The following is a 19,783-nucleotide window of genomic DNA, read 5'->3' as shown; positions in this document are numbered from 1 at the left end:
AGACTCGGCCACTGGCACCTTTGTGTCCCTTCAGACAGCCGTCCGAGTCGGTGACGGGGACCTTCAGCCAGCCAATCGGAAGCACGGGAAGAGATGTCGGCACCGAATAAGTCGTACGACCCTGTCGAGGTCGAGACGTTGAAACCGGAAGAGATCGAGCGCATGCGGGACGAGGCGCTCGCCGCCTTCGCCGCCGCGGACTCACTCGACGCGCTCCAGGAGGCCAAGGTCGCCCACACCGGCGGCACCTCCCCGCTCGCCCTCGCCAACCGCGAGATCGGCGCCTTGCCCCCGCACGCCAAAGCCGAGGCCGGCAAGCGCGTCGGCCAGGCACGCGGCGCCGTGAACAAGGGCCTCGCCGCCCGCCAGGCCGAGCTCGAGGCAGAGCGGGACACCCGTGTGCTCGTCGAGGAGGCCGTGGACGTCACGCTGCCCCACGACCGCGTACCGGCCGGGGCGCGGCACCCGCTCACCACGCTGTCGGAGCGCATCGAGGACATCTTCGTGGCCATGGGCTACGAGGTCGCCGAGGGGCCCGAGGTCGAGGCCGAGTGGTTCAACTTCGACGCCCTGAACATCGGCCCGGACCACCCGGCCCGCGGCGAGCAGGACACCTTCTTCGTGAAGGGCCCGAAGGGCGGTACCGAGTCCGGCGTCGTGCTGCGCACCCACACCTCGCCCGTGCAGATCCGCTCCCTGCTCGACCGCGAGCTGCCGGTCTACGTGATCTGCCCCGGTGTCGTCTACCGCACCGACGAGCTGGACGCCACGCACACCCCCGTCTTCCGCCAGGTCGAACTGCTCGCGATCGACGAGGGCCTCACCATGGCCGACCTCAAGGGCACCCTGGACCACATGGTCCAGTCGCTGTTCGGCGAGGGCATGAAGACCCGGCTGCGGCCGAACTTCTTCCCCTTCACGGAGCCGTCCGCCGAGATGGACATGGTCTGCTACGTCTGCCGCGGCGCATCCGTCGGCAACCCCGACCGCTCCTGCCGCACCTGCTCGTCCGAGGGCTGGATCGAGCTGGGCGGCTGCGGCATGGTCAACCCGCGCGTGCTGCGGGCCTGTGGTGTCGACCCGGAGAAGTACAGCGGTTTCGCCTTCGGGTTCGGCATCGAACGGATGCTGATGTTCCGCCACAACGTCGAAGACATGCGAGACATGGTCGAGGGTGACGTCCGGTTCACCCGGCCGTTCGGGATGGAGATCTGATGCGGGTCCCGCTTTCCTGGCTGCGGGAGTACGTCGACCTGCCGGAGACGGAGACCGGTCGTGACGTGCAGGCCAAGCTGATTTCGGCCGGTCTGGAGGTCGAGACCGTCGAGCAGCTCGGCGCCGACCTCAAGGGCCCCCTGGCCGTGGGCCGGGTGGCGACGATCGAGGAGCTGACGGAGTTCAAGAAGCCGATCCGCTTCTGCACCGTCGACGTCGGCCAGGCCAATGGCACCGGCGAACCTCAGGAGATCGTCTGCGGCGCCCGCAACTTCGCCGTCGGCGACAAGGTCGTCGTCGCGCTGCCCGGGGCCGTCCTGCCCGGTGACTTCCAGATCGCCGAGCGCAAGACCTACGGCAAGATGTCGCGCGGCATGATCTGCTCCAGTGACGAGCTGAACATGGGCGACGACGGCACTAAGGGCATCATCGTGCTGCCCCCGGAGACCGAGGTCGGCAAGGACGCCGTCGAGCTGCTGGAGCTGGTCGACGAGGTCCTGGACATCGCCGTCACCGCCAACCGTGGCGACTGCCTGTCGATCCGCGGCGTCGCCCGCGAGACCGCCATCGCCTACGGCCTGCCGCTGCGCGACCCGGCCCTGCTCGACGTGCCCGGCCCGAACGCGTACGGCTACCCGGTCCAGATCTCCGAGCCCACCGGCTGCGACCGCTTCACCGCCCGCACGGTGGCCGGCCTGAGCGCCGAGGCCCGTTCCCCGATCTGGCTGCGGCGCCGGCTGCAGAAGGTCGGCATGCGCCCGATCTCGCTCGCCGTCGACGTCACCAACTACGTCATGATGGAACTCGGCCAGCCGCTGCACGCCTACGACCGCGGCCTGGTCCAGGGCACCATCGGCGTGCGCCGCGCCGAGCAGGGCGAGAAGCTCACCACCCTCGACGGTGTCGAGCGCACGCTGGGCGCCGAGGACCTGGTGATCACCGACGACCGCGGCCCGATCGGGCTCGCCGGTGTCATGGGCGGCGCCAACACGGAGATCGCCGACCACGACGACACGGAGAACGCCACGGCCGACGTCGTCATCGAGGCCGCGCACTTCGACGCGGTGTCGATCGCGCGTACGGCGCGCCGCCACAAGCTGTCCTCCGAGGCGTCCCGGCGCTTCGAGCGCGGCGTCGACCCGCAGGCCGCGGCCGCTGCCGCGCAGCGCACCGTCGACCTGCTGGTGCTGCTCGCGGGCGGCACCGCCGAGGCAGGTGTCACCGAGGTCCTCGCCCCGACCGCGCCGCACACCATCACCGTCCCGGCCGACCACCCGGACAAGGTCGCGGGTGTCGTGTACGGCCGCGAGACCGTCGTACGCCGCCTCCAGCAGGTCGGCTGCGACGTGTACGGGCAGGACGAGCTGATCGTCACCGTGCCGTCCTGGCGGCCCGACCTCACCGCCCCGAACGACCTGGCCGAAGAGGTCATCCGCCTGGAGGGCTACGAGAACCTGCCCTCCACGCTGCCCAGGCCGCCGGCCGGACGTGGCCTGACCCACCGGCAGCGGCTGCACCGCCGCGTCGGCCGGGCCCTGGCCGGGGCCGGGTACGTCGAGGCGCCGAACTACCCGTTCATCAGCGAGCAGGTCTTCGACCGGCTCGGCCTGGAATCCGACGACCCGGCCCGCCGTGTCGTGAAGCTCAGCAACCCGCTGAGCGACGAGGAGCCCGCGCTGCGCACCTCGCTGCTGCCGGGCCTGCTGGGTGCCCTGCGGCGCAACGACGGCCGGGGATCGCACGATCTCGCGCTGTTCGAGACCGGCCTCGTCTTCCAGCCGCGTGAGGAGCAGCCCGTCGCCGTCCGGCTGCCCGTCGACCGTCGCCCCACCGACGAGGAGATCGCCGAGCTGAACGCCGCACTGCCTGTGCAGCCGCGGCACGCCGCCGTCGTTCTCGCCGGTGCCCGCGAGCAGGCCGGCTGGTGGGGCAAGGGCCGTCCGGCCGACTGGGCCGACGCGGTCGAGTCGGCGCGGGCCGTCGCCCGTGAGGCGGGTGCCGAGCTGATCATCCGCAAGGGGCAGTACGGGCCGTGGCACCCGGGCCGGTGCGCCGAGCTGGCGATCACCGTGGACGGTGCCGAGCGGGTCGTGGGGCACGCGGGGGAGTTGCACCCGCGCGTCGTCAAGGCGCTGGGGCTGCCCGCGCGTACGTGCGCGATGGAGATCGACCTGGACGCGGTGGAGAAGGCCGGCGACGCCGCGCTGACGGCACCGCGGATCTCCGCGTTCCCGGTGGCCACGCAGGATGTCGCCCTGGTCGTCGACGCGGTGGTTCCGGCGGCGGAGGTCGAGGAGGCCCTGCGTGCCGGTGCCGGGGAGCTGCTGGAGTCGATCCGGTTGTTCGATGTGTACGAGAACGCCGAGCAGTTGGGCGAGGGGCGGAAGTCGCTCGCCTATGCGCTGCGTTTCCGGGCGGCTGACCGGACGCTGACGGTGGATGAGGCGTCGGCTGCCCGGGACGCGGCGGTGACGCTTGCGAGTGAGCGGGTGGGCGCCGAGTTGCGGAGCTAGGGCCGGATCACCCATCCGGGTGGTAAAGGGAGGAAAACCTGCCCTTTCCGGCTTGCTGTCGACAGAATCGGACCGGCCTTCTTGGGCCGGTCCGATTCTGTGTGTCAGGGCCTATTTGGGGGGCCATCGGCATGATCCGCTTCAGGGGTCGGGTGTGCAGCCTCGGTCTGCCCGGTGCCGTGTTCTTCGTGGTCGGTACCGGGCTGATCCTTCATGTGCGGACGCTGGTGCGTGAGTTGCGGCAGCTGCGCAGGGTCGCGGCCGCCGCGCAGAACGCGGTGCTGCGGCCGCTGCCCCCACGTATCGGCGGGCTGGACGTCGCCGCCGCCCAGTTGTCGGCGGAGCACGGGGCCGCGGTCGGTGGTGACCTGTACGAGGTCGTCGCCACCGAGCGCGGCGTGCGGGCCGTGATGGGCGACGTACGCGGACACGGGATCGGCGCGTTCGGGACCGTCGCCGCCGTGCTCGGCTGTTTCCGCGAGGCCGCGTACGACGAGGAGGACCTCGGCGGGGTGCTGCGCCGGCTGGAACGCGCCCTGGACCGGCATCTGCGCCAGGAGCATCCGGCGAGCGTCGCCGAGGAGTTCGTGACCCTGCTCCTGGTGGAGATCCGCGCCGACGGCGAGATGGTCGCCCTGAACTGCGGGCACCCGTGGCCGTACCGGCTGAGCGGCGGCCGGGTCGAACAGCTCGCCCCCGCTGATCCGTACCCGCCTCTGGGAGTGTTTCCACTGCCGGACGTGCTGTCGACCGTCGGTCTGGGTCATCTCCCGCCCGGCGACACGCTGTTCCTCCACACGGACGGTGCTCAGGATGCGAGGGATGCCCGTGGCCGGTTCTTCCCCCTGCCGTTCGTGCTGGCCGGCGTCGCACGGGAGGGGCCGCTCGCGCCGCAGGCGGTACTCCGCCGTGTCCAGAACGCGCTGGTCGACCATTGCCAGGGCACCCCGGCCGACGACATCGCCCTGTTGGTCCTGAGGAACGGCGGGTGCATGCCCTCAGGGGTGCGGGGCTGTGTCGACCTGCGGCTCAGCCGCGCGGGTGCGACCAGCGACGACGGGCCCGCAGGAGACAATCAGCCTCTGACACCACCGCGATAGAGCACATGGCCGGCGATGCCGTCCGCCCCGCCACGGAGTGTCGGGCAGGCGGCTGGGCGGACGGCGGAAGCGGGCCGCCGCACTGTACGAGGGGGAGCCGGCGGCCCGGCCGGCCTCTTTCGAGGCATTTCAGTCAACCGGCCGGCGACTCTGCGCGACAGCGCGCACACAGCGCGGATTCGAGTACTCCGTTCACACCCCGTGTGAAGGCGGAGCCACTAATCTGGCCGCACCGAGCCACCGGGGGGCCCACATGCAGCCCAACACTCTGCTCGACGCGATCCTGGACGAAGCCGGGATCTCGCACGCGGGGCTGGCCGCACACGTCAATCAGGCGGGACGGGCACGTGGCCTGTCCCTGAGGTACGAACACACCGCCGTCGCCCGGTGGTTGAAGGGGCAGCGCCCCAGGGGCCAGGTGCCCGACCTGATCTGCGAGGTGCTCGCCGCCCGGCTGCAACGGCACGTCACCCTCGACGACATCGGCCTCGGCGTGCCCGGCGAGCCGGCCGCCCCGCACACCGGTTCCCTGTCCGGGTTCGTCGAGCGGGCCACCGCCCTGTGGCGCTCCGACCAGCAGCAGCGCCCGCACATCCTGGGCGCGCCCGCGCTCACCGGTACGCCCGCCGTCATGCCGGTGTGGGAGTGGGAGAACCCGCCCGAGGACGTGGACGTCTCCCGCGGCGGCAGACACCGGGTCACCGCGGGCGATCTGGAGATGCTGCGCTCGGCCCGGACCCACTACGAGCAGATGTACCGCAAGGCCGGGGGCATCGCGACGCGGGCCCGTATCGTCGGCTTCCTCAATTCCGAGGCCGCCCCGCTGCTGCGCGGCAGCTACACCGACGAGACGGGGCGGCAACTGCACCGTGCGACGGGCGGGTTGGTGGCCGTCGCCGGGATCTGTGCCTATGACTCCGACGCCCACGGCCTCGCGCAGCGCTACTTCCACCAGGCGCTGCGCCTCGCGAAGGCCAGCGGGGACCGGGGGCTCGGGGCGTATGTGATCGCCCTGCTCGTCAACCAGTCGCTGTTCATGCGGGAGTACCGGCAGTCCGTCGCCTTCGCGGAGGCCGCGCTGCGGGCCGCCGGCAAGCAGATCACCCCGGCGCTCTCCTCCGACCTGTACGCGATGCAGGCCAAGGCGTACGCGCATCTCGGCGACGGCACCAGCGCCCTGTCCTGCATCCGGCGGGCCGAGCAGTCCGCCGAGCGCATCCGGCGCGGGTACGAGCCCGACGAGACCGGCTATGTCCAGCCGGGGCTCGTCAATGTCCAGGTGGCTGAGGCGCTGCTCAGTCTCGGGGAGATCGCGGCCGCCGGGGAGCATGCCGCTGCCGCCGTCGACAACCCGGCGCACGACCGCGGCCGGGTGCACCGGCTGGCCATGCTGAGCACCATCGAACTGCGGCAGGGCAACGCCGACAAGGCGGTGGTCATCGCCGTGCAGATGGCCGAGCAGGCCCGCGGCATGGAGTCCCAGCGGCTGCGGGACCGGCTGCGCGCGGTGCGCGAGCACCTGGTGCGCAGCGGGGGCGCGGGCACGGCCGAGGCCGCCGAACTCATCGACGGGGCGCTGCGCGTACCGTTGTAGATCCGGGGCAGCGGCGTCCGCGTCATCCCGAGCGACGTCCTGTGCGCCTGCTGTCCGTACGTCCCTGCTGCGATATTGCCACTTACTCGACGGAAGGTGGCAGAACCGTGCAGTGGACGAAACACAACGAACAAACTGTGTACTCAAACCGCTGGTTCAGCGTCAATCTCGCGGATGTCGAACTACCGGACGGCCGACACCTCGACCACTTCCTCATACGGCTGCGGCCGGTGGCGGTGGCCACGGTGGTGAACGAGGCCAACGAGGTGCTGCTGCTCTGGCGGCACCGTTTCATCACGGACAGCTGGGGGTGGGAACTCGCGGCGGGCGTCGTCGAGGACGGCGAGGACATCGCCCGCGCGGCCGCCAGGGAGCTGGAGGAGGAGACCGGCTGGCGGCCGGGACCGCTGCACCATCTCATGAGCGTGGAGCCGTCCAACGGGCTCACCGACGCCCGGCACCATGTGTACTGGGCCGACGAGGGCGAGTACGTCGGGCACCCCGTGGACGACTTCGAGTCGGACCGCCGGGAGTGGGTTCCCCTCAAGCTCGTCCCCGACATGGTCGCCCGCGGCGAGGTCCCGGCCGCCAACATGGCGGCCGCGCTACTTCTGCTGCACCATCTCAGGCTCGGACAGGACGCGTTGCCCTAGGCCGGCAGGGCCTCAGCGGCCCAGTGCCTGCCAGATCGCCAGGACGAGGGCACCCACGGCGGTGAGGGCGGCGACCGCGGGCAGCGGCCAGCGCGTGTGTTCGAGCGTGTGGATCCGGGTGTTGAGCTCGTCGATCTCCTTGGCGGTCTCCTCGGTGCGGTGGCTGAGCAGAGCCAGCCCGCCCTCGACGCGGGCGTAGGCCACGTCGAGGCGGCGTCGTAACTCTGCGAGTTCTCCGGATACGACGGGATGCTCGGGATCGGCGGCCACGAGTCCGCTCCTTTCCGTAGTCGTTTCACATCCCTGGTTTGCGCATGTGGAGTCAACTCGCCTGGTGGGCGCCTGGGGAGAGTGTGCGAGGGGCATATGCGAGCCCGGCGCGCACACGGTGTGTGAATACTGCGGGCCCGGCACCCATTCCGGTGCCGGGCCCACAGGTTGGCCGAAATCTGACCGTCCGTAATCGGCCTCGGGGGGTACCCGGGGCGTATGACGAAGTGGCAGAAGAACGCGGCGTGCGCGCTGGCGATCTACGCGCTGTCGGTCGTGGTGTTGCGGTTCTCCGTCGGCGGACAGGGGTGGGGCACGGCGCTGCTGCTCGCTCTCGTGGTCACTCCGCTCACCCTCTGGATGGGCTGGCTGCGCGGTCGCCTCAACGAGCAGGCGGCGGAATGGGGACGCCGCCGCGCCTGGCCGTGGCCGGAGGAGCGGCGGCGTTGAGGTGGCGGCGTCGGCCGGCCCGTCAGTCGTACGTGTAGAAGCCCGAGCCCGACTTGCGGCCCAGACGGCCCGCGTCGACCATGCGCTGGAGCAGCGGGGGAGCGGCGTACAGGGGCTCCTTGTACTCCTCGTACATCGACTGGGCCACCGACGCGACCGTGTCCAGGCCGATGAGGTCGGAGAGCTTCAGCGGGCCCATCGGGTGGGCGCAGCCCATCTCCATGCCGTTGTCGATGTCCTCGCGGCTCGCGATGCCCGTCTCGAACATGCGGATCGCGGAGAGCAGGTACGGGATCAGCAGCGCGTTGACCACGAAGCCGGAGCGGTCCTGGGCGCGGATCGCGTGCTTGCCCAGGAGCTTCTCGGTGAACTGCTCGGCCCGGCCGATGGTGTCCTCGGACGTGGTGAGCGCCGGGATCAGCTCGACGAGCTTCTGCACCGGGGCCGGGTTGAAGAAGTGGATGCCGATGACCCGGTCGGGCCGGGAGGTCGCCACCGCGAGCTTCACCAGCGGGATGGAGGAGGTGTTGGAGGCCAGGATGGCGTCGGGCCGGGTCACGACCTGGTCGAGCACCTGGAAGATCTCGGTCTTGACGTGTTCGTTCTCGACGACGGCCTCGATCACCAGGTCACGGTCGGCGAACTCGCCGAGGTCGGTGGTGAAGCTCAGCCGGTCCAGCGTGGCCTCCCGCTCCTCCTCGGTGATCTTGCCGCGCTCCGCCGCCTTGGCCAGGGAGTTGTACAGCCGGGTCCGGCCGATCTCCAGGGCCTCGCCGGTGGTCTCGGCGACCATGACGTCCAGACCGACCCGGGCGCACACCTCGGCGATCCCCGCGCCCATCTGACCGCAGCCCACGACTCCGACGCGTGCAATGTCTCCCGCTGGGATGTCCGTCACATCGTCCCTTTCGCTGCTGATCCACGTCCGGGCAGGTGCTCCGCGGTCCGGGGCCTGCTCCGTTCGAGCACGTTACTCCCAAGTATCGATGATCGATCGCGGGGGTCGGCTCAGAGTCGGGCATTCTGGGCCCGGAGTGATCCGCGACCGGGCGGATCCGCGGCATTTTGGGGCATGCGGATGGGACGAGTGTCACGCAGGGCGTTCGCGGTGGCGGCGCTGTCGGCTTTCACGATGGTGCCTCCGGCGTCGGCCGCGCCCAAGGGGGACGTCGAGTGGGACGGCAAGGGAGGTGACAGGGCGGCTTCCGCGATGCGGGGCGTATGGCTGGCGACCGTGGCCAACCGCGACTGGCCGTCCAAGCCGGGGCTGAGCGCTTCGCAGCAGCGCGCCGAGCTGCGCAAGCACCTCGACACAGCGGTCCGCAGGCGGCTCAACACCGTGTTCTTCCAGGTCCGGCCCACGGCGGACGCCCTGTGGCCGTCACCGTACGAGCCGTGGTCGCAGTACCTCACCGGCACCCAGGGCAAGGACCCGGGCTGGGATCCGCTGGGCACGGCCGTGAAGGAGGCCCACGCCCGCGGGCTGCAGCTGCACGCCTGGTTCAACCCGTACCGGGTCGCCACGCACGCGGACCTGTCCCGGCTCGCCGCCTCCCACCCCGCGCGCCGCAACCCGGACTGGGTGGTGACGTACGGCGGGAAGCTCTACTACAACCCGGGGCTGCCCGAGGTCCGTGCCTTCGTGCAGGACGCGATGCTCGACGCGGTGCGGAAGTACCCCGTGGACGGCGTCCACTTCGACGACTACTTCTACCCGTACCCGGTGGCCGGCCAGAGCTTCGACGACGACGCGGCCTACGCCGAGCACGGCGGCGGTTTCCCGAGCCGGGCCGCGTGGCGGCGGGACAACACCGACAAGCTGGTGCGGGAGACGGCGGCCCGCATCAAGAAGGTCAGGCCGAGCGCCCGCTTCGGCATCAGCCCCTTCGGCGTGTGGCGCAACGCCGCCACGGACAAGCGCGGCTCGGACACCCGGGCCGGCGTGCAGACGTACGACGACCTGCACGCGGACACCCGCAAGTGGGTGCGCGAGAGCTGGATCGACTACATCGTCCCGCAGCTGTACTGGAACATCGGCTTCGCCGCCGCCGACTACGCGAAGCTGGTGCCCTGGTGGGCGGAGGTCGCACGCGGCACCAAGACGCAGCTCTACGTGGGGGAGGCGCTGTACAAGGCCGGTGACCCGGCGCAGCCCGCGGCCTGGCAGAACCCGGCCGAGCTGTCCCGGCACCTGGCGCTGGCCGAGGACTACGCGCAGGTGCGCGGGCACGTCTTCTTCGCCGCCAAGGACGTGGCGACCGATCGGATCGGGGCGATGGCGAAAGTGGTCTCCGACCACTACGAGTGAGGGCTGCCCCTTACGAGTGAGGGCCACCCCCGGGCCGCGTCACGGCCCGGTGGTGGTCTCCCGGTGCCGGATCTCGGTGTCGGGTCCCGGTGAGCACACTCCCTCGTGCCCGTCCTCGAACCGGACGCGGTACGGGGGGTTGCCCTCCTGGCCGAGCACTTCGACGATCTCGCCGACCTTGTCGTGCTGACCGACCACCCTGCCGTGCTGGACAAGCTGGTCGCCCACGGTTGCGCGCATCTGGGGCCTCCTCACGAGGTGCGGAGCAGCGGTCCGTGGCCTTCGAGTCTACGGCTGGGGGCGCTGCTCGGCAGGGTGCCGGGCGCGCCCCGTTCAGCCGCGCGCCCGCTGTGTGACGGCGATACAGACCAGCACCGCCGCTGCCGTCAACGGGGCGGCCACCGGCAGGTGCTCGCCCAGCAGCAGCACCGACCACACCAGTGTGAGCAGGGGCTGGGCGAGCTGCAACTGGCTGGCCTTCGGGATGCCGATGGCCGCCATGCCCCGGTACCAGACGACCAGGCCGACGAACTGCGAGCCCACCGCGACCCACAGCAGTCCCGTGACGCTGTGCGCGGACAGCCGCACGGGTTCGTGCGCCAGCGCGAGCGCGGCGACGGGCACGGTCAGCGGCAGGCACAGCACCAGCGCCCAGCCGATGACCTGCCAGCCCGGCATGACCCGGGCCAGCCGGCCGCCCTCGGTGTAGCCGGCCGCGCACACCAGCAGCGCCGCGAAGAGGTACAGGTCGGCCGTGCTCAGGGCGCCGCCGCTCTGCCGCACGGTGAAGGCCAGCACCGCTGTCGCGCCCGCGAGGGAAGCCGTCCAGAAGGTGCGCGAGGGCCGGGTACCGACGCGCAGGGCGGAGCAGAGGGCGGTGGTGAGGGGGAGCAGGCCGACCACGACGGCGGCGTGCGCGGTGGTCGAGGTCTGCAGCGCCAGCGTGGTCAGCAGCGGGAAACCGAGCACCACCCCGCCCCCGACGACCGCGAGACCCGGCCAGTGCCGTCGGGCGGGCGGCGGGACGCGAAGGGCGAGTAGACAGCCGCCCGCGATCACCGCGGCCAGGACACTCCGGACGGCCACCAGAGACCAGGGCCCGAAGCCCTCGAGGCCCCAGGCGGTGGCGGGGAACGTGAGGGAGAAGGCGATGACGCCGAGGGCGGCCTGGAGGGTGCCGAGGCCGGCACGGTCCCGGTCTGCGGCGACTGCTATCCGAGGTGCGGTAGTAGCGCTACTCTGTGCTCTCATGCATGAGCGTAGCAGCGTCGCAGAACTGGCGGAACGGCTCCGTAGAGAGCTCGACCGCTACTCTCCAGGTGGAAAGCTGCCGTCTAGCCGGGCCCTCGTCGAGCGGTTCCGGGTGAGCCCCGTGACCGTGTCCCGGGCCCTGGCCCAGCTCGCCGCCGAGGGGCTGGTGGTCACCCGGCCCGGCGCGGGCGCGTTCCGCGCACAGGCCAGAACGGCACCGGCACCCACCGGGGACACCTCCTGGCAGGAGGTCGCGCTCAGCGCGGATGGCGCCGCCGACCTCGTCCCGCGCTCGGTGGACGCCTCCGGGGTACTGGCGACGCTGGCCACCCCGCCGCCGGGTGTGATCGAGTTCAACGGCGGCTATCTGCACCCGTCGCTGCAGCCGGAGCGGGCCATGGCCGCCGCCCTCTCGCGCGCCGGACGGCGTCCCGGTGCGTGGGGGCGTCCGCCCATGGAAGGGCTGCCGGAGTTGCGCGAGTGGTTCGCGCGCGGCATCGGCGGGTCCTTCACCGCCGCCGAGGTACTGGTCACCGCGGGCGGACAGTCCGCGCTCACCACCGCCCTGCGCGCCCTCGCCCCGCCCGGCGCTCCCGTCCTGGTCGAGTCGCCGACCTACCCCGGCATGCTCGCCATCGCCCGTGCGGCGGGCCTGCGCCCGGTGCCCGTACCGGTGGACCCCGACGGAGTGAGACCGGCGCTGCTCGCCGACGCCTTCCGGGCCAGCGGCGCCCCGGTCTTCGTCTGCCAGCCCCTCTTCCAGAACCCCACCGGCGCGTCGCTCGCACCCGAGCGGCGCCACGAGGTGCTGCGCATCGCCCGCGAGGCGGGCGCGTTCGTCGTCGAGGACGACTTTGTACGGCGGCTGGTGCACGAGGACGCCGGGCCGCTGCCGCGCCCGCTGGCCGCCGACGACCCCGACGGCGTCGTCGTCCACGTCTGCTCGCTGACCAAGGCCACCTCGCCGAGTTTCCGGGTGAGCGCCCTGGCGGCGCGCGGGCCGGTCCTGGAGCGGCTGCGCGCCATCCAGGTCGTCGACACCTTCTTCGTGCCCCGGCCCCTTCAGGAGGCCGCGCTCGAGCTCGTCGGCTCGCCCGCCTGGCCGCGTCATCTGCGGTCTGTCTCCGCCGAGTTGAAGGCGCGCCGGGACGCGATGACCACCGCGCTCGGACTGCACCTGCCGGGCTTCGCGCTGCCGCACGTCCCGTCCGGCGGCTACCACCTGTGGCCGCGGCTGCCCGACGGCGTGGAGGAGTCCGCCCTGACCGGTGCCGCCCTGCGCGCGGGTGTCGCGATCACTCCCGGGCGTCCCTACTTCAGTGCCGAGCCGCCGGCCGCGCACATCCGGCTGAGCTTCGCGGCGGTCGCGGGGGCCGGGGAGATCGCGGAGGGGGTACGGCGGCTGCGTACGGCCTGCGAAGAGGTGCTGCGGTAACCGCTGACGTGCTGCGGTGACAGCTGAGGCGCCGGGATAACGGCTCGACGCGCCAGTCGCCGCCCTGCGAGCATCCCGTCATGACCGACACGCCGAGCCTGCCCGAGGGCTACGAGATCTCCACCGACCCCGGCCGCCTCGACGCCGAGCGCGTGCACGGCTGGCTGTCCACCGACGCGTACTGGGCGCTGGGCCGTTCCCGCGAGAAGCAGGACCGGGCGATCGAGGGCTCGCTCAGCTTCGGCGTGTACGAGACGGTCTCGGGGGGTCAGGTGGCATACGCCCGGGTCATCACGGACCGGGCGACCTTCGCGTGGCTGTGCGACGTGTACGTGGACCGGTCGGTGCGCGGCAAGGGGATCGGCACCGCGTTCCTGGCGGCCGTAAGGGACGAGCTGCGGTCGTACGGTGTGCGGCGCGTCCTGCTCGCGACGCACGACGCGCACGGCGTCTACGAGCGGCTGGGCTTCGCGGAGTTGGAGCACCCCGAGCACTGGATGGCGCTCATCTTCGGCCAGTGAGGGCCGGAGCACCCTGGGTAACTCCCAGGTAACACCTCTTGACCTGCGCACTTGCGGCACTCACGATCGCCGCATGCCACTTCGGGTCACGTTCGTCGCCGCCGCGCGCAGCTCCTCGCTGCTAGCCGAACGATTCGCGGACGACCGGCCGCTGGACCAGGCCGGCTGGGGTGAGGTGGAGCATGCCGCCCAGGGGCTGCTGCCGCTCGCCGCGGCCGAGCTGCGCTACTGCTCGCCGACCCCGCGCAGCCGTTCGACGGGGGAGGGGCTCGGGTACGCGCCGCTCGTGCAGCTCGCCCTGCGGGACTGCGACATGGGCCGCTGGCGCGGGCTGACGCTGGGCGAGGCGATGGCCCGGGAGCCGGAGGCCGTGGACGCCTGGCTCGCCGACCCCCGTGCCACACCGCACGGCGGTGAGTCCCTGGTGGACTTCATCACCCGGGTCGGCGGCTGGCTCGACACCCGGCCCGTCGAGGACGGCTGCCGTGTCGTGGCGGTGGCCGAGCCGTCCGTGATCCGCGCCGCCCTGGTCTACGCCCTGAAGGCGCCGCCCTCGACGTACTGGAACATCGACGTCCGCCCGCTGTCGACGACCTCCGTGACGGGCCGGGGCGGGCGCTGGAACCTGCGCTTCGACGGGGTGTCCGCTCAGCCCTCGCGCGCGTAGCGGGGGAGTCCGCTTCAGGCTTCGCGCGCGTAGTCGGTGCGCAGCACCAGGTCCTTGGCCGGGCCGCGCACCCGCCACACCGTCCGCCAGTGGTCCGTGTCCAGGACCGTGAACTCGCCGCGGTAGAGGTCCGCCGAGCAGGGGTGGTCGGCGACATACCGCCCGGACGTCAGGTTCAGGTCGTGGAACGGCCGACCGTCCGCGAAGCGCACGTCCGCGGTGCCGGCCGGGCCCGGCAGGAACCGCAGCGTCCGCTCGGCGGGCCGGGCGACGCCCTGCCAGAGAAAGATGCCGGACTCGTGGTGCACCAGACCGCCGTCCGCCTCCGTCCGGAAATCGGTGGTCCCGGAGAACTCCCCTTGCTCTCCGCTCGCGAGATCCCGCACCGACCGCGTCACGCCCCAGCGTCCGGCCAGATACGCCAGGACGTCCGGTACTGGCCAGAACTCGCTCATTCCGTACCGCTCTCCGGCCCACCCGTTGCTGCGCGACCCATTGACGCGCATCGGCCCCCTCCCTATCTTGCCGTTCGAAGTGCTGATCAATGTCTGATATTTCGAACACTCCTCTACCAGAGAGCCGCGGAGTATCCATGCCACGCACCGCCCGCACCCGATGGAGAATCGGTCTCACGACCACCGCTCTCCTGATGGCAGCAGCCCTCGTACCGGCCCCCGCGCACGCCGAGGACGTCACCGACTACGCGATCACCCTCGACCCGTCCGCCAAGGGCGCTGCGATCGACGACACGATGTACGGCGTCTTCTTCGAGGACATCAACCGGGCCGCCGACGGCGGTCTGTACGCCGAGCTCGTGCAGAACCGATCCTTCGAGTACTCCACCGCCGACAACGGCTCCTACACACCCCTGACCTCCTGGGCGGCCGGCGGCACGGCCGAGGTCGTGAACGACTCGGGCCGCCTCAACGCGCGCAACCGCAACTACCTCTCCCTGGGCGCCGGTTCGTCCGTCACGAACTCCGGATACAACACCGGCATCCGGGTCGACAAGGGCAAGCGGTACGACTTCTCCGTGTGGGCCCGTGCCGCGAGCGGCACCACGCTCACGGTCTCGCTCAAGGACACCGCGGGCACGCTGGCCACCGCCCGCCAGGTCGCCGTGAAGGGCGGCTGGGCCAAGTACAAGGCAACCTTCACCGCGACCCGCACCAGCAACCGAGGCCGCCTCGCCGTGGCCTCGTCGAACGCCGCCGCGCTCGACGAGGTGTCGCTGTTCCCGCGCGACACGTACAAGAACCAGCCGAACGGCCTGCGCAAGGACCTCGCCGAGAAGATCGCCGCCCTCAAGCCGGGCTTCGTGCGCTTCCCCGGCGGCTGTCTGGTCAACACCGGCTCCATGGAGGACTACAGCGAGGCGTCCAACTGGCAGCGCAAGCGCAGCTACCAGTGGAAGGACACCATCGGCCCGGTCGAGGAGCGCGCCACCAACTCCAACTTCTGGGGCTACAACCAGAGCTACGGCCTCGGCTACTACGAGTACTTCCGCCTCTCCGAGGACATCGGCGCCATGCCGCTGCCCGTCGTCCCCGCGCTGGTGACGGGCTGCGGCCAGAACAAGGCCACCGACAACGAGGCGCTGCTCAAGCGGCACATCCAGGACACCCTCGACCTCATCGAGTTCGCCAACGGACCGGCGACCTCCAAGTGGGGCAAGGTGCGCGCGAAGATGGGCCACCCCAAGCCCTTCCACCTGACCCACATCGGGGTCGGCAACGAGGAGAACCTCCCGAAGGAGTTCTTCGCCCGCTTCGAGCGGTTCCGGTCGGCCATCAAGGCCGAGTACCCGGACATCACCGTCATCTCCAACTCGGGCCCGGACGACGCCGGCACGACCTTCGACACCGCCTGGCAGCTCAACCGCGAGGGCAAGGTCGACATGGTCGACGAGCACTACTACAACAGCCCGAACTGGTTCCTGCAGAACAACGACCGCTACGACTCCTACGACCGCAAGGGCCCGAAGGTCTTCCTCGGCGAGTACGCCTCCCAGGGCAACGCCTGGAAGAACGGCCTCTCCGAAGCCGCCTTCATGACCGGCCTGGAGCGCAACGCGGACATCGTCAAGCTCGCCTCGTACGCCCCGCTGCTCGCCAACGAGGACTACGTCCAGTGGCGGCCGGACATGATCTGGTTCAACAACCGGGCCTCCTGGAACTCGGCCAACTACGAGGTCCAGAAGCTGTTCATGACCAACGTCGGCGACCGCGTGGTCCCGTCGAAGGCGACCACCACGCCGGACGTCAGCGGCCCGATCACGGGTGCCGTCGGCCTGTCCACGTGGGCCACCAGCGCGGCGTACGACGACGTGAAGGTCACCTCGGCGGACGGCTCGACCCTGCTGAGCGACGACTTCTCGGGTGACGCCTCGAAGTGGAAGACCAGCGGCCGCGGCAGCTGGAGCATCCAGGACGGGCAGTACGTACAGACCGACGCCGCGACCGAGAACACCATGGTCACGGCGGGCGACCCGGCCTGGAAGGACTACGACCTGCATGTGAAGGCCACCAAGAAGTCCGGCAAGGAGGGCTTCCTGGTCGCCTTCGGCGTCAAGGACACCGGCAACTACTACTGGTGGAACCTGGGCGGCTGGAACAACACCCAGGGCGCGATCGAGCAGGCCGTGGACGGCGGCAAGGGCACGCTGATGACGAAGGCGGGCTCGATCGAGACCGGCCGCGCCTACGACATCGACATCAAGGTGCGCGGCCGCCAGGTCACCCTGTTCCTCGACGGCAAGGAGTGGGGCAGCTTCACCGACGACAAGCCGGCCGAGCCGTTCCGCCAGGTCGTCACCAAGGACGCCAAGACCGGCGACCTGATCGTCAAGGTCGTCAACGCCCAGTCCACCGAGGCCCGTACGGCCGTCGACCTGGGCGGCGCGAAGGTCGCCTCCACCGCCCGTGTGACCACGCTGGCCGCCGAGCCGGACGCGGTGAACACCGAGACGGACACGCCGGTCACTCCGGTGACGTCCACCTTCAGGGGCGTCTCCGGGAAGTTCACGTACACCTTCCCGGCGGACTCCGTCACGTTCCTGCGGATCAAGCAGAGGTAGCACCCGCCGGGCGTGGGCCGCTGTCCCCCGGGCAGCGGCCCACGCCCGGCCGTCATCCGTAGCAGAGCCCGTTGCCGGACCACGTCCACAGCGTTCCGCATCCGCTGTCGGAACGCGCGCACGAGTTCTCCACCCAGATGCAGGGGCTGGCTGCCCCAGCACTTGTCGCTGTAGGTGTCGTGATGTGACTGAGCGGTTCGCTCGGCTGGTTTCGCTGTCTGTCGTGCTCAGGCCAGTACGCCCTGCCTGAGCCGCGCCCATGTGGCAGGATCGGTGGCGTGATCGAATCCTCAGCATGGAAGGGCGGCCTCCGCCCTCGTCGGTGAAGTGGCTGGACGAGGCCGTGGCCGACGGGACCGCCACGACGCCCGCCCATCCTTCCCGTGTCCGGATCCTCGCCGCGGCACGCTCGGACCGTGCCGGTCCCGTCGCCACCCGGCTTCTGTGGCTCGCGCACGCCGAAGAGCCGGTCGTACGACGCGAGGCCATGGACCTCCTCCTCAGCGTGACCGGCGAACGGCCTTGGCCCGAAGCCGTCGAAGCGGCGTTGACCCGGCTCACCGACCCCGACGAGGAGGTACGGCGCAGAGCCGCGCACCTCGTCGGGTATCGCGGACAGACGGAGCTCGTCCTCACCGCACTCGACGACCTCGCGGACCCCATGGTGCGTACCGTCCTGGCCAGAGCGCTCGGCCCCGCCGTCGCCCGGCTGAGGACCGACTCCCTCGCGGCGGTCCGCTTCCTCGCCCATCTCGAGATCCTGCGGGCGGCTCCCCCCGCGCGACGGCCCGCCCTGGACAGGGCACTGCTCACGGATGCCCGGGAGGCCGCGGTACACCTGGCGGACATCGGCCACCTCTGGGGCCGGGTCCTCCACGGATCGGGCCGCGAGCGGCACGCCTACGCCCTCGTGGCGCGACTTCTCACCGACCTCACCACCCGGGAGACCGGCGCTGGACTCGCCCGCGAAGCGTGCCACAAGTGGCGGGCGGCCCCGGTGACACTGCTGCCGCTGCTCATCCGGTACGACGGCCAGGAAAGCACCCCGAGCCTGTCGGCCGCCCTCAAGACGGCATTGATCTCGGGAGCGGCGAGGCGGAGGCACCGGGCTCTCATCGCCGGGATCCCGTTCGCACCGTCGTCGGAACCCCACCGTTCCCCGTTCGGAAATCAGCCGGTGTACGACAGCCCGTCCGCCGCCGCGCTCCTCGCCACCAAGCCCGTGGGCATCGTCCGCCTCGGCCACGCCACGGCGATCTTCAGCGCCCTGCTGGACGACGGCCCGCTGACCTTCCGGCAGGCGGCCCAGCTGTACAACCTCACCTTTCACCACCCGGGGCGTTCACAGGCGGAAGGCGCCCCGCTGTGGCTCCGGCACGCCGGTTCTCCCGCGCTGCCCCACCTGCTGAGCCTGATGACACCCCATCTGGCCGATTACGCGGTCGGTGAGTTCTACCTGACGGGTCTGGCGCGCATGGGCCCCGACGCGCTGCCCGCGCTGCCGGCCGTGACGGCGATCATCGAACGACGGACCCGAGTCCCCGTCAACGACTCCACACCCGACGCCGAGATGGAACTGGACGAGCGCCTCCTGTCCGCCGCGCTCCATACCCGCCGTGCGATCCGGGCATGATGACCACCGTGCATGTGGACAGGGACTCTCGCGGGCAGGGGCGGTACTCGCTGACGGACACAGGCAGCGGCCATGTCTGGGGTGTCTGCGCCGAGGCGGAGGGATTGTTCCGGGAACCCCTGCGCGGGACGTACGAACTGTTCGGCTGGGTTCCGGACGGAGCCGAGGTGCGCGGCTGGGTCGGCAGCCGGGTGTGGCTGGTGCCGGAGGACAGGACGCTCGACACCTGGCTGCTGGAGGACGCCGAGAGCCTTGGACGGCACCCGGGAACGGACGCTCTCGTCCTCACAGGTCTGGACGACTGCGAGGGCCCGCCCGAGGGGCACCGGGCTCCCGTCCGCCTGCACGACGGGCACCGGTGGCTGGGCTCCTGCCGGGAGTTCGCCCGCGTCCTGCCGCCCGAGGAGGCAGAGCCTCCGCTCGTCCTGCGGGGGCTCGCCCCGAGTGGTCGGCTGCGGCGGGCGCTGACGACGGGCACCCGGCGCGCGCTGGACTTGGAGGAGGCCTGGCTGGAGATACGGGACGACCGGGGCGAGCCGCTCACCGACCGGTTGCTGCGGCCCGGAGTCCGCTCATGGCAGCCGTCCTCCCTCGGGACGGACCTGATCGATCTGGAACTCGACGGATACCTCGAACCCGTTCCGGGATACGCCCGGCCCGTCTGGGAGCGCTGGCTCGCCGGCCCGCCGGACACCCCTGGCGCCTGGGCCGGGCTCGAGACCCGTCGGCGTGGGGCCTGGCTCGATCTCGTCCGGGAGCGGGGCTGCCGGCTCAAGCACCAGGACCGGCAGGCCGGACGCGTGTACGAGCTGGACGGCCGGCACATCACCGACGAACCGGGCCTCTACCTGGCACTCGGTGAGGCCGTCAACGGGCCCGGCGGCTACTTCGGCGGCTGCCTGGACGCCGTCGTGGACTGTCTGCGCGGCGACTTCGGCCATACCGCCCCCGCAACCTTGCTCTGGCGGGACCTCGCGACCGCGCGCGAGCACCTGTGCCGCGTCCTGGCGCCTGAGGGCGAGCAGTATGACCTGGTCGCCCTGGTGCTCGAAGTCCTGACCGAGGGCGGGATGCACGTGACCTCGGCGTGAGTCGGC

General features: G+C 71.2%; 18 protein-coding genes. 13 read left to right on the top strand and 5 right to left on the bottom strand.

What is annotated here, in order from left to right; translation table 11 throughout:
- The first annotated feature begins 93 nt into the window (after positions 1–93).
- The 5 genes from pheS to ACQEV8_RS08610 all read left to right on the top strand — a co-directional run bounded on the left by pheS (position 94) and on the right by ACQEV8_RS08610 (position 7,075).
- A complete protein-coding gene (gene pheS, locus ACQEV8_RS08630) occupies positions 94–1,215 on the top strand; it encodes a phenylalanine--tRNA ligase subunit alpha (protein ID WP_432958703.1) in 1,122 nt (373 codons plus the stop codon).
- On the top strand, positions 1,215–3,728 hold the full coding sequence (pheT, locus tag ACQEV8_RS08625; RefSeq protein ID WP_432958701.1) for a phenylalanine--tRNA ligase subunit beta: 2,514 nt from the start codon (positions 1,215–1,217) through the stop codon (positions 3,726–3,728). Before pheS ends, pheT begins: the two co-directional genes overlap by 1 nt.
- A gap of 131 nt (positions 3,729–3,859) precedes the next feature.
- Complete coding sequence (locus ACQEV8_RS08620) at positions 3,860–4,828, top strand: PP2C family protein-serine/threonine phosphatase (RefSeq protein WP_432958699.1); 969 nt, start codon at positions 3,860–3,862, stop codon at positions 4,826–4,828.
- Between the two features lie 253 nt (positions 4,829–5,081).
- Positions 5,082–6,422, top strand: coding sequence for a transcriptional regulator (locus ACQEV8_RS08615; protein WP_432958697.1), 1,341 nt, complete (start codon positions 5,082–5,084; stop codon positions 6,420–6,422).
- Between the two features lie 107 nt (positions 6,423–6,529).
- On the top strand, positions 6,530–7,075 hold the full coding sequence (locus tag ACQEV8_RS08610) for an NUDIX hydrolase (protein WP_189726532.1): 546 nt from the start codon (positions 6,530–6,532) through the stop codon (positions 7,073–7,075).
- 12 nt (positions 7,076–7,087) lie between these two features.
- Here the strand turns inward: ACQEV8_RS08610 and ACQEV8_RS08605 are convergent, their stop codons facing one another.
- Positions 7,088–7,345, bottom strand: coding sequence for a hypothetical protein (locus tag ACQEV8_RS08605; RefSeq protein ID WP_215122537.1), 258 nt, complete (start codon positions 7,343–7,345; stop codon positions 7,088–7,090).
- Positions 7,346–7,564: 219 nt separating this feature from the next.
- Here ACQEV8_RS08605 and ACQEV8_RS08600 point away from each other — a divergent pair, with 219 nt between their 5' ends.
- On the top strand, positions 7,565–7,795 hold the full coding sequence (locus ACQEV8_RS08600) for a hypothetical protein (RefSeq protein WP_432958695.1): 231 nt from the start codon (positions 7,565–7,567) through the stop codon (positions 7,793–7,795).
- Between the two features lie 22 nt (positions 7,796–7,817).
- On the opposite strand, the gene ACQEV8_RS08595 is transcribed toward ACQEV8_RS08600, so the two are convergent.
- Positions 7,818–8,693 carry a 3-hydroxybutyryl-CoA dehydrogenase gene (locus ACQEV8_RS08595; RefSeq protein ID WP_382833502.1) on the bottom strand — a complete coding sequence of 292 codons (876 nt, stop codon included), beginning with the start codon at positions 8,691–8,693 and terminating at the stop codon, positions 7,818–7,820.
- Between the two features lie 180 nt (positions 8,694–8,873).
- Between ACQEV8_RS08595 and ACQEV8_RS08590 the strand changes: the two genes are divergently transcribed.
- The gene (locus ACQEV8_RS08590) at positions 8,874–10,103 is read left to right on the top strand and encodes a glycoside hydrolase family 10 protein (protein WP_432958692.1); all 1,230 of its coding nucleotides are present in this window, start codon (positions 8,874–8,876) and stop codon (positions 10,101–10,103) included.
- A gap of 39 nt (positions 10,104–10,142) precedes the next feature.
- Here ACQEV8_RS08590 and ACQEV8_RS08585 read toward each other — a convergent pair whose 3' ends face one another.
- Positions 10,143–10,343 (bottom strand): DUF1918 domain-containing protein, encoded by a 201-nt coding sequence (locus ACQEV8_RS08585; protein WP_010045242.1) that lies wholly within the window; start codon positions 10,341–10,343, stop codon positions 10,143–10,145.
- Between the two features lie 93 nt (positions 10,344–10,436).
- On the bottom strand, positions 10,437–11,354 hold the full coding sequence (locus ACQEV8_RS08580) for a DMT family transporter (RefSeq protein ID WP_432958689.1): 918 nt from the start codon (positions 11,352–11,354) through the stop codon (positions 10,437–10,439).
- Here ACQEV8_RS08580 and ACQEV8_RS08575 point away from each other — a divergent pair.
- The 3 genes from ACQEV8_RS08575 to ACQEV8_RS08565 all read left to right on the top strand — a co-directional run bounded on the left by ACQEV8_RS08575 (position 11,353) and on the right by ACQEV8_RS08565 (position 13,977).
- On the top strand, positions 11,353–12,789 hold the full coding sequence (locus ACQEV8_RS08575; protein WP_432958688.1) for a PLP-dependent aminotransferase family protein: 1,437 nt from the start codon (positions 11,353–11,355) through the stop codon (positions 12,787–12,789). The genes ACQEV8_RS08580 and ACQEV8_RS08575 overlap by 2 nt on opposite strands.
- An 80-nt stretch (positions 12,790–12,869) precedes the next feature.
- Positions 12,870–13,310 carry a GNAT family N-acetyltransferase gene (locus tag ACQEV8_RS08570; RefSeq protein ID WP_432958686.1) on the top strand — a complete coding sequence of 147 codons (441 nt, stop codon included), beginning with the start codon at positions 12,870–12,872 and terminating at the stop codon, positions 13,308–13,310.
- A gap of 73 nt (positions 13,311–13,383) precedes the next feature.
- The gene (locus ACQEV8_RS08565; protein ID WP_432958684.1) at positions 13,384–13,977 is read left to right on the top strand and encodes a histidine phosphatase family protein; all 594 of its coding nucleotides are present in this window, start codon (positions 13,384–13,386) and stop codon (positions 13,975–13,977) included.
- A 14-nt stretch (positions 13,978–13,991) separates the two neighbouring features.
- Here ACQEV8_RS08565 and ACQEV8_RS08560 read toward each other — a convergent pair whose 3' ends face one another.
- The gene (locus ACQEV8_RS08560) at positions 13,992–14,432 is read right to left on the bottom strand and encodes a DUF6314 family protein (RefSeq protein ID WP_432972543.1); all 441 of its coding nucleotides are present in this window, start codon (positions 14,430–14,432) and stop codon (positions 13,992–13,994) included.
- Positions 14,433–14,569: 137 nt separating this feature from the next.
- Here ACQEV8_RS08560 and ACQEV8_RS08555 point away from each other — a divergent pair, with 137 nt between their 5' ends.
- The 3 genes from ACQEV8_RS08555 (at position 14,570) to ACQEV8_RS08545 (ending at position 19,777) form a co-directional block, all read left to right on the top strand.
- The gene (locus ACQEV8_RS08555) at positions 14,570–17,053 is read left to right on the top strand and encodes an alpha-L-arabinofuranosidase C-terminal domain-containing protein (RefSeq protein WP_432958682.1); all 2,484 of its coding nucleotides are present in this window, start codon (positions 14,570–14,572) and stop codon (positions 17,051–17,053) included.
- A gap of 295 nt (positions 17,054–17,348) precedes the next feature.
- Entirely contained in the window at positions 17,349–18,686 is a 1,338-nt protein-coding gene (locus tag ACQEV8_RS08550) for a HEAT repeat domain-containing protein (RefSeq protein ID WP_432958680.1), read from the top strand.
- A complete protein-coding gene (locus tag ACQEV8_RS08545) occupies positions 18,683–19,777 on the top strand; it encodes a barstar family protein (RefSeq protein ID WP_432958678.1) in 1,095 nt (364 codons plus the stop codon). Before ACQEV8_RS08550 ends, ACQEV8_RS08545 begins: the two co-directional genes overlap by 4 nt.
- Positions 19,778–19,783 lie beyond the last annotated feature (6 nt).

This window comes from Streptomyces sp. CA-179760 (assembly GCF_050937045.1).
Lineage (GTDB): Bacteria > Actinomycetota > Actinomycetes > Streptomycetales > Streptomycetaceae > Streptomyces.
The sequence above is the reverse complement of the archived record's forward strand: the minus strand, read 5'-3'. Positions and strand labels throughout refer to the sequence as shown.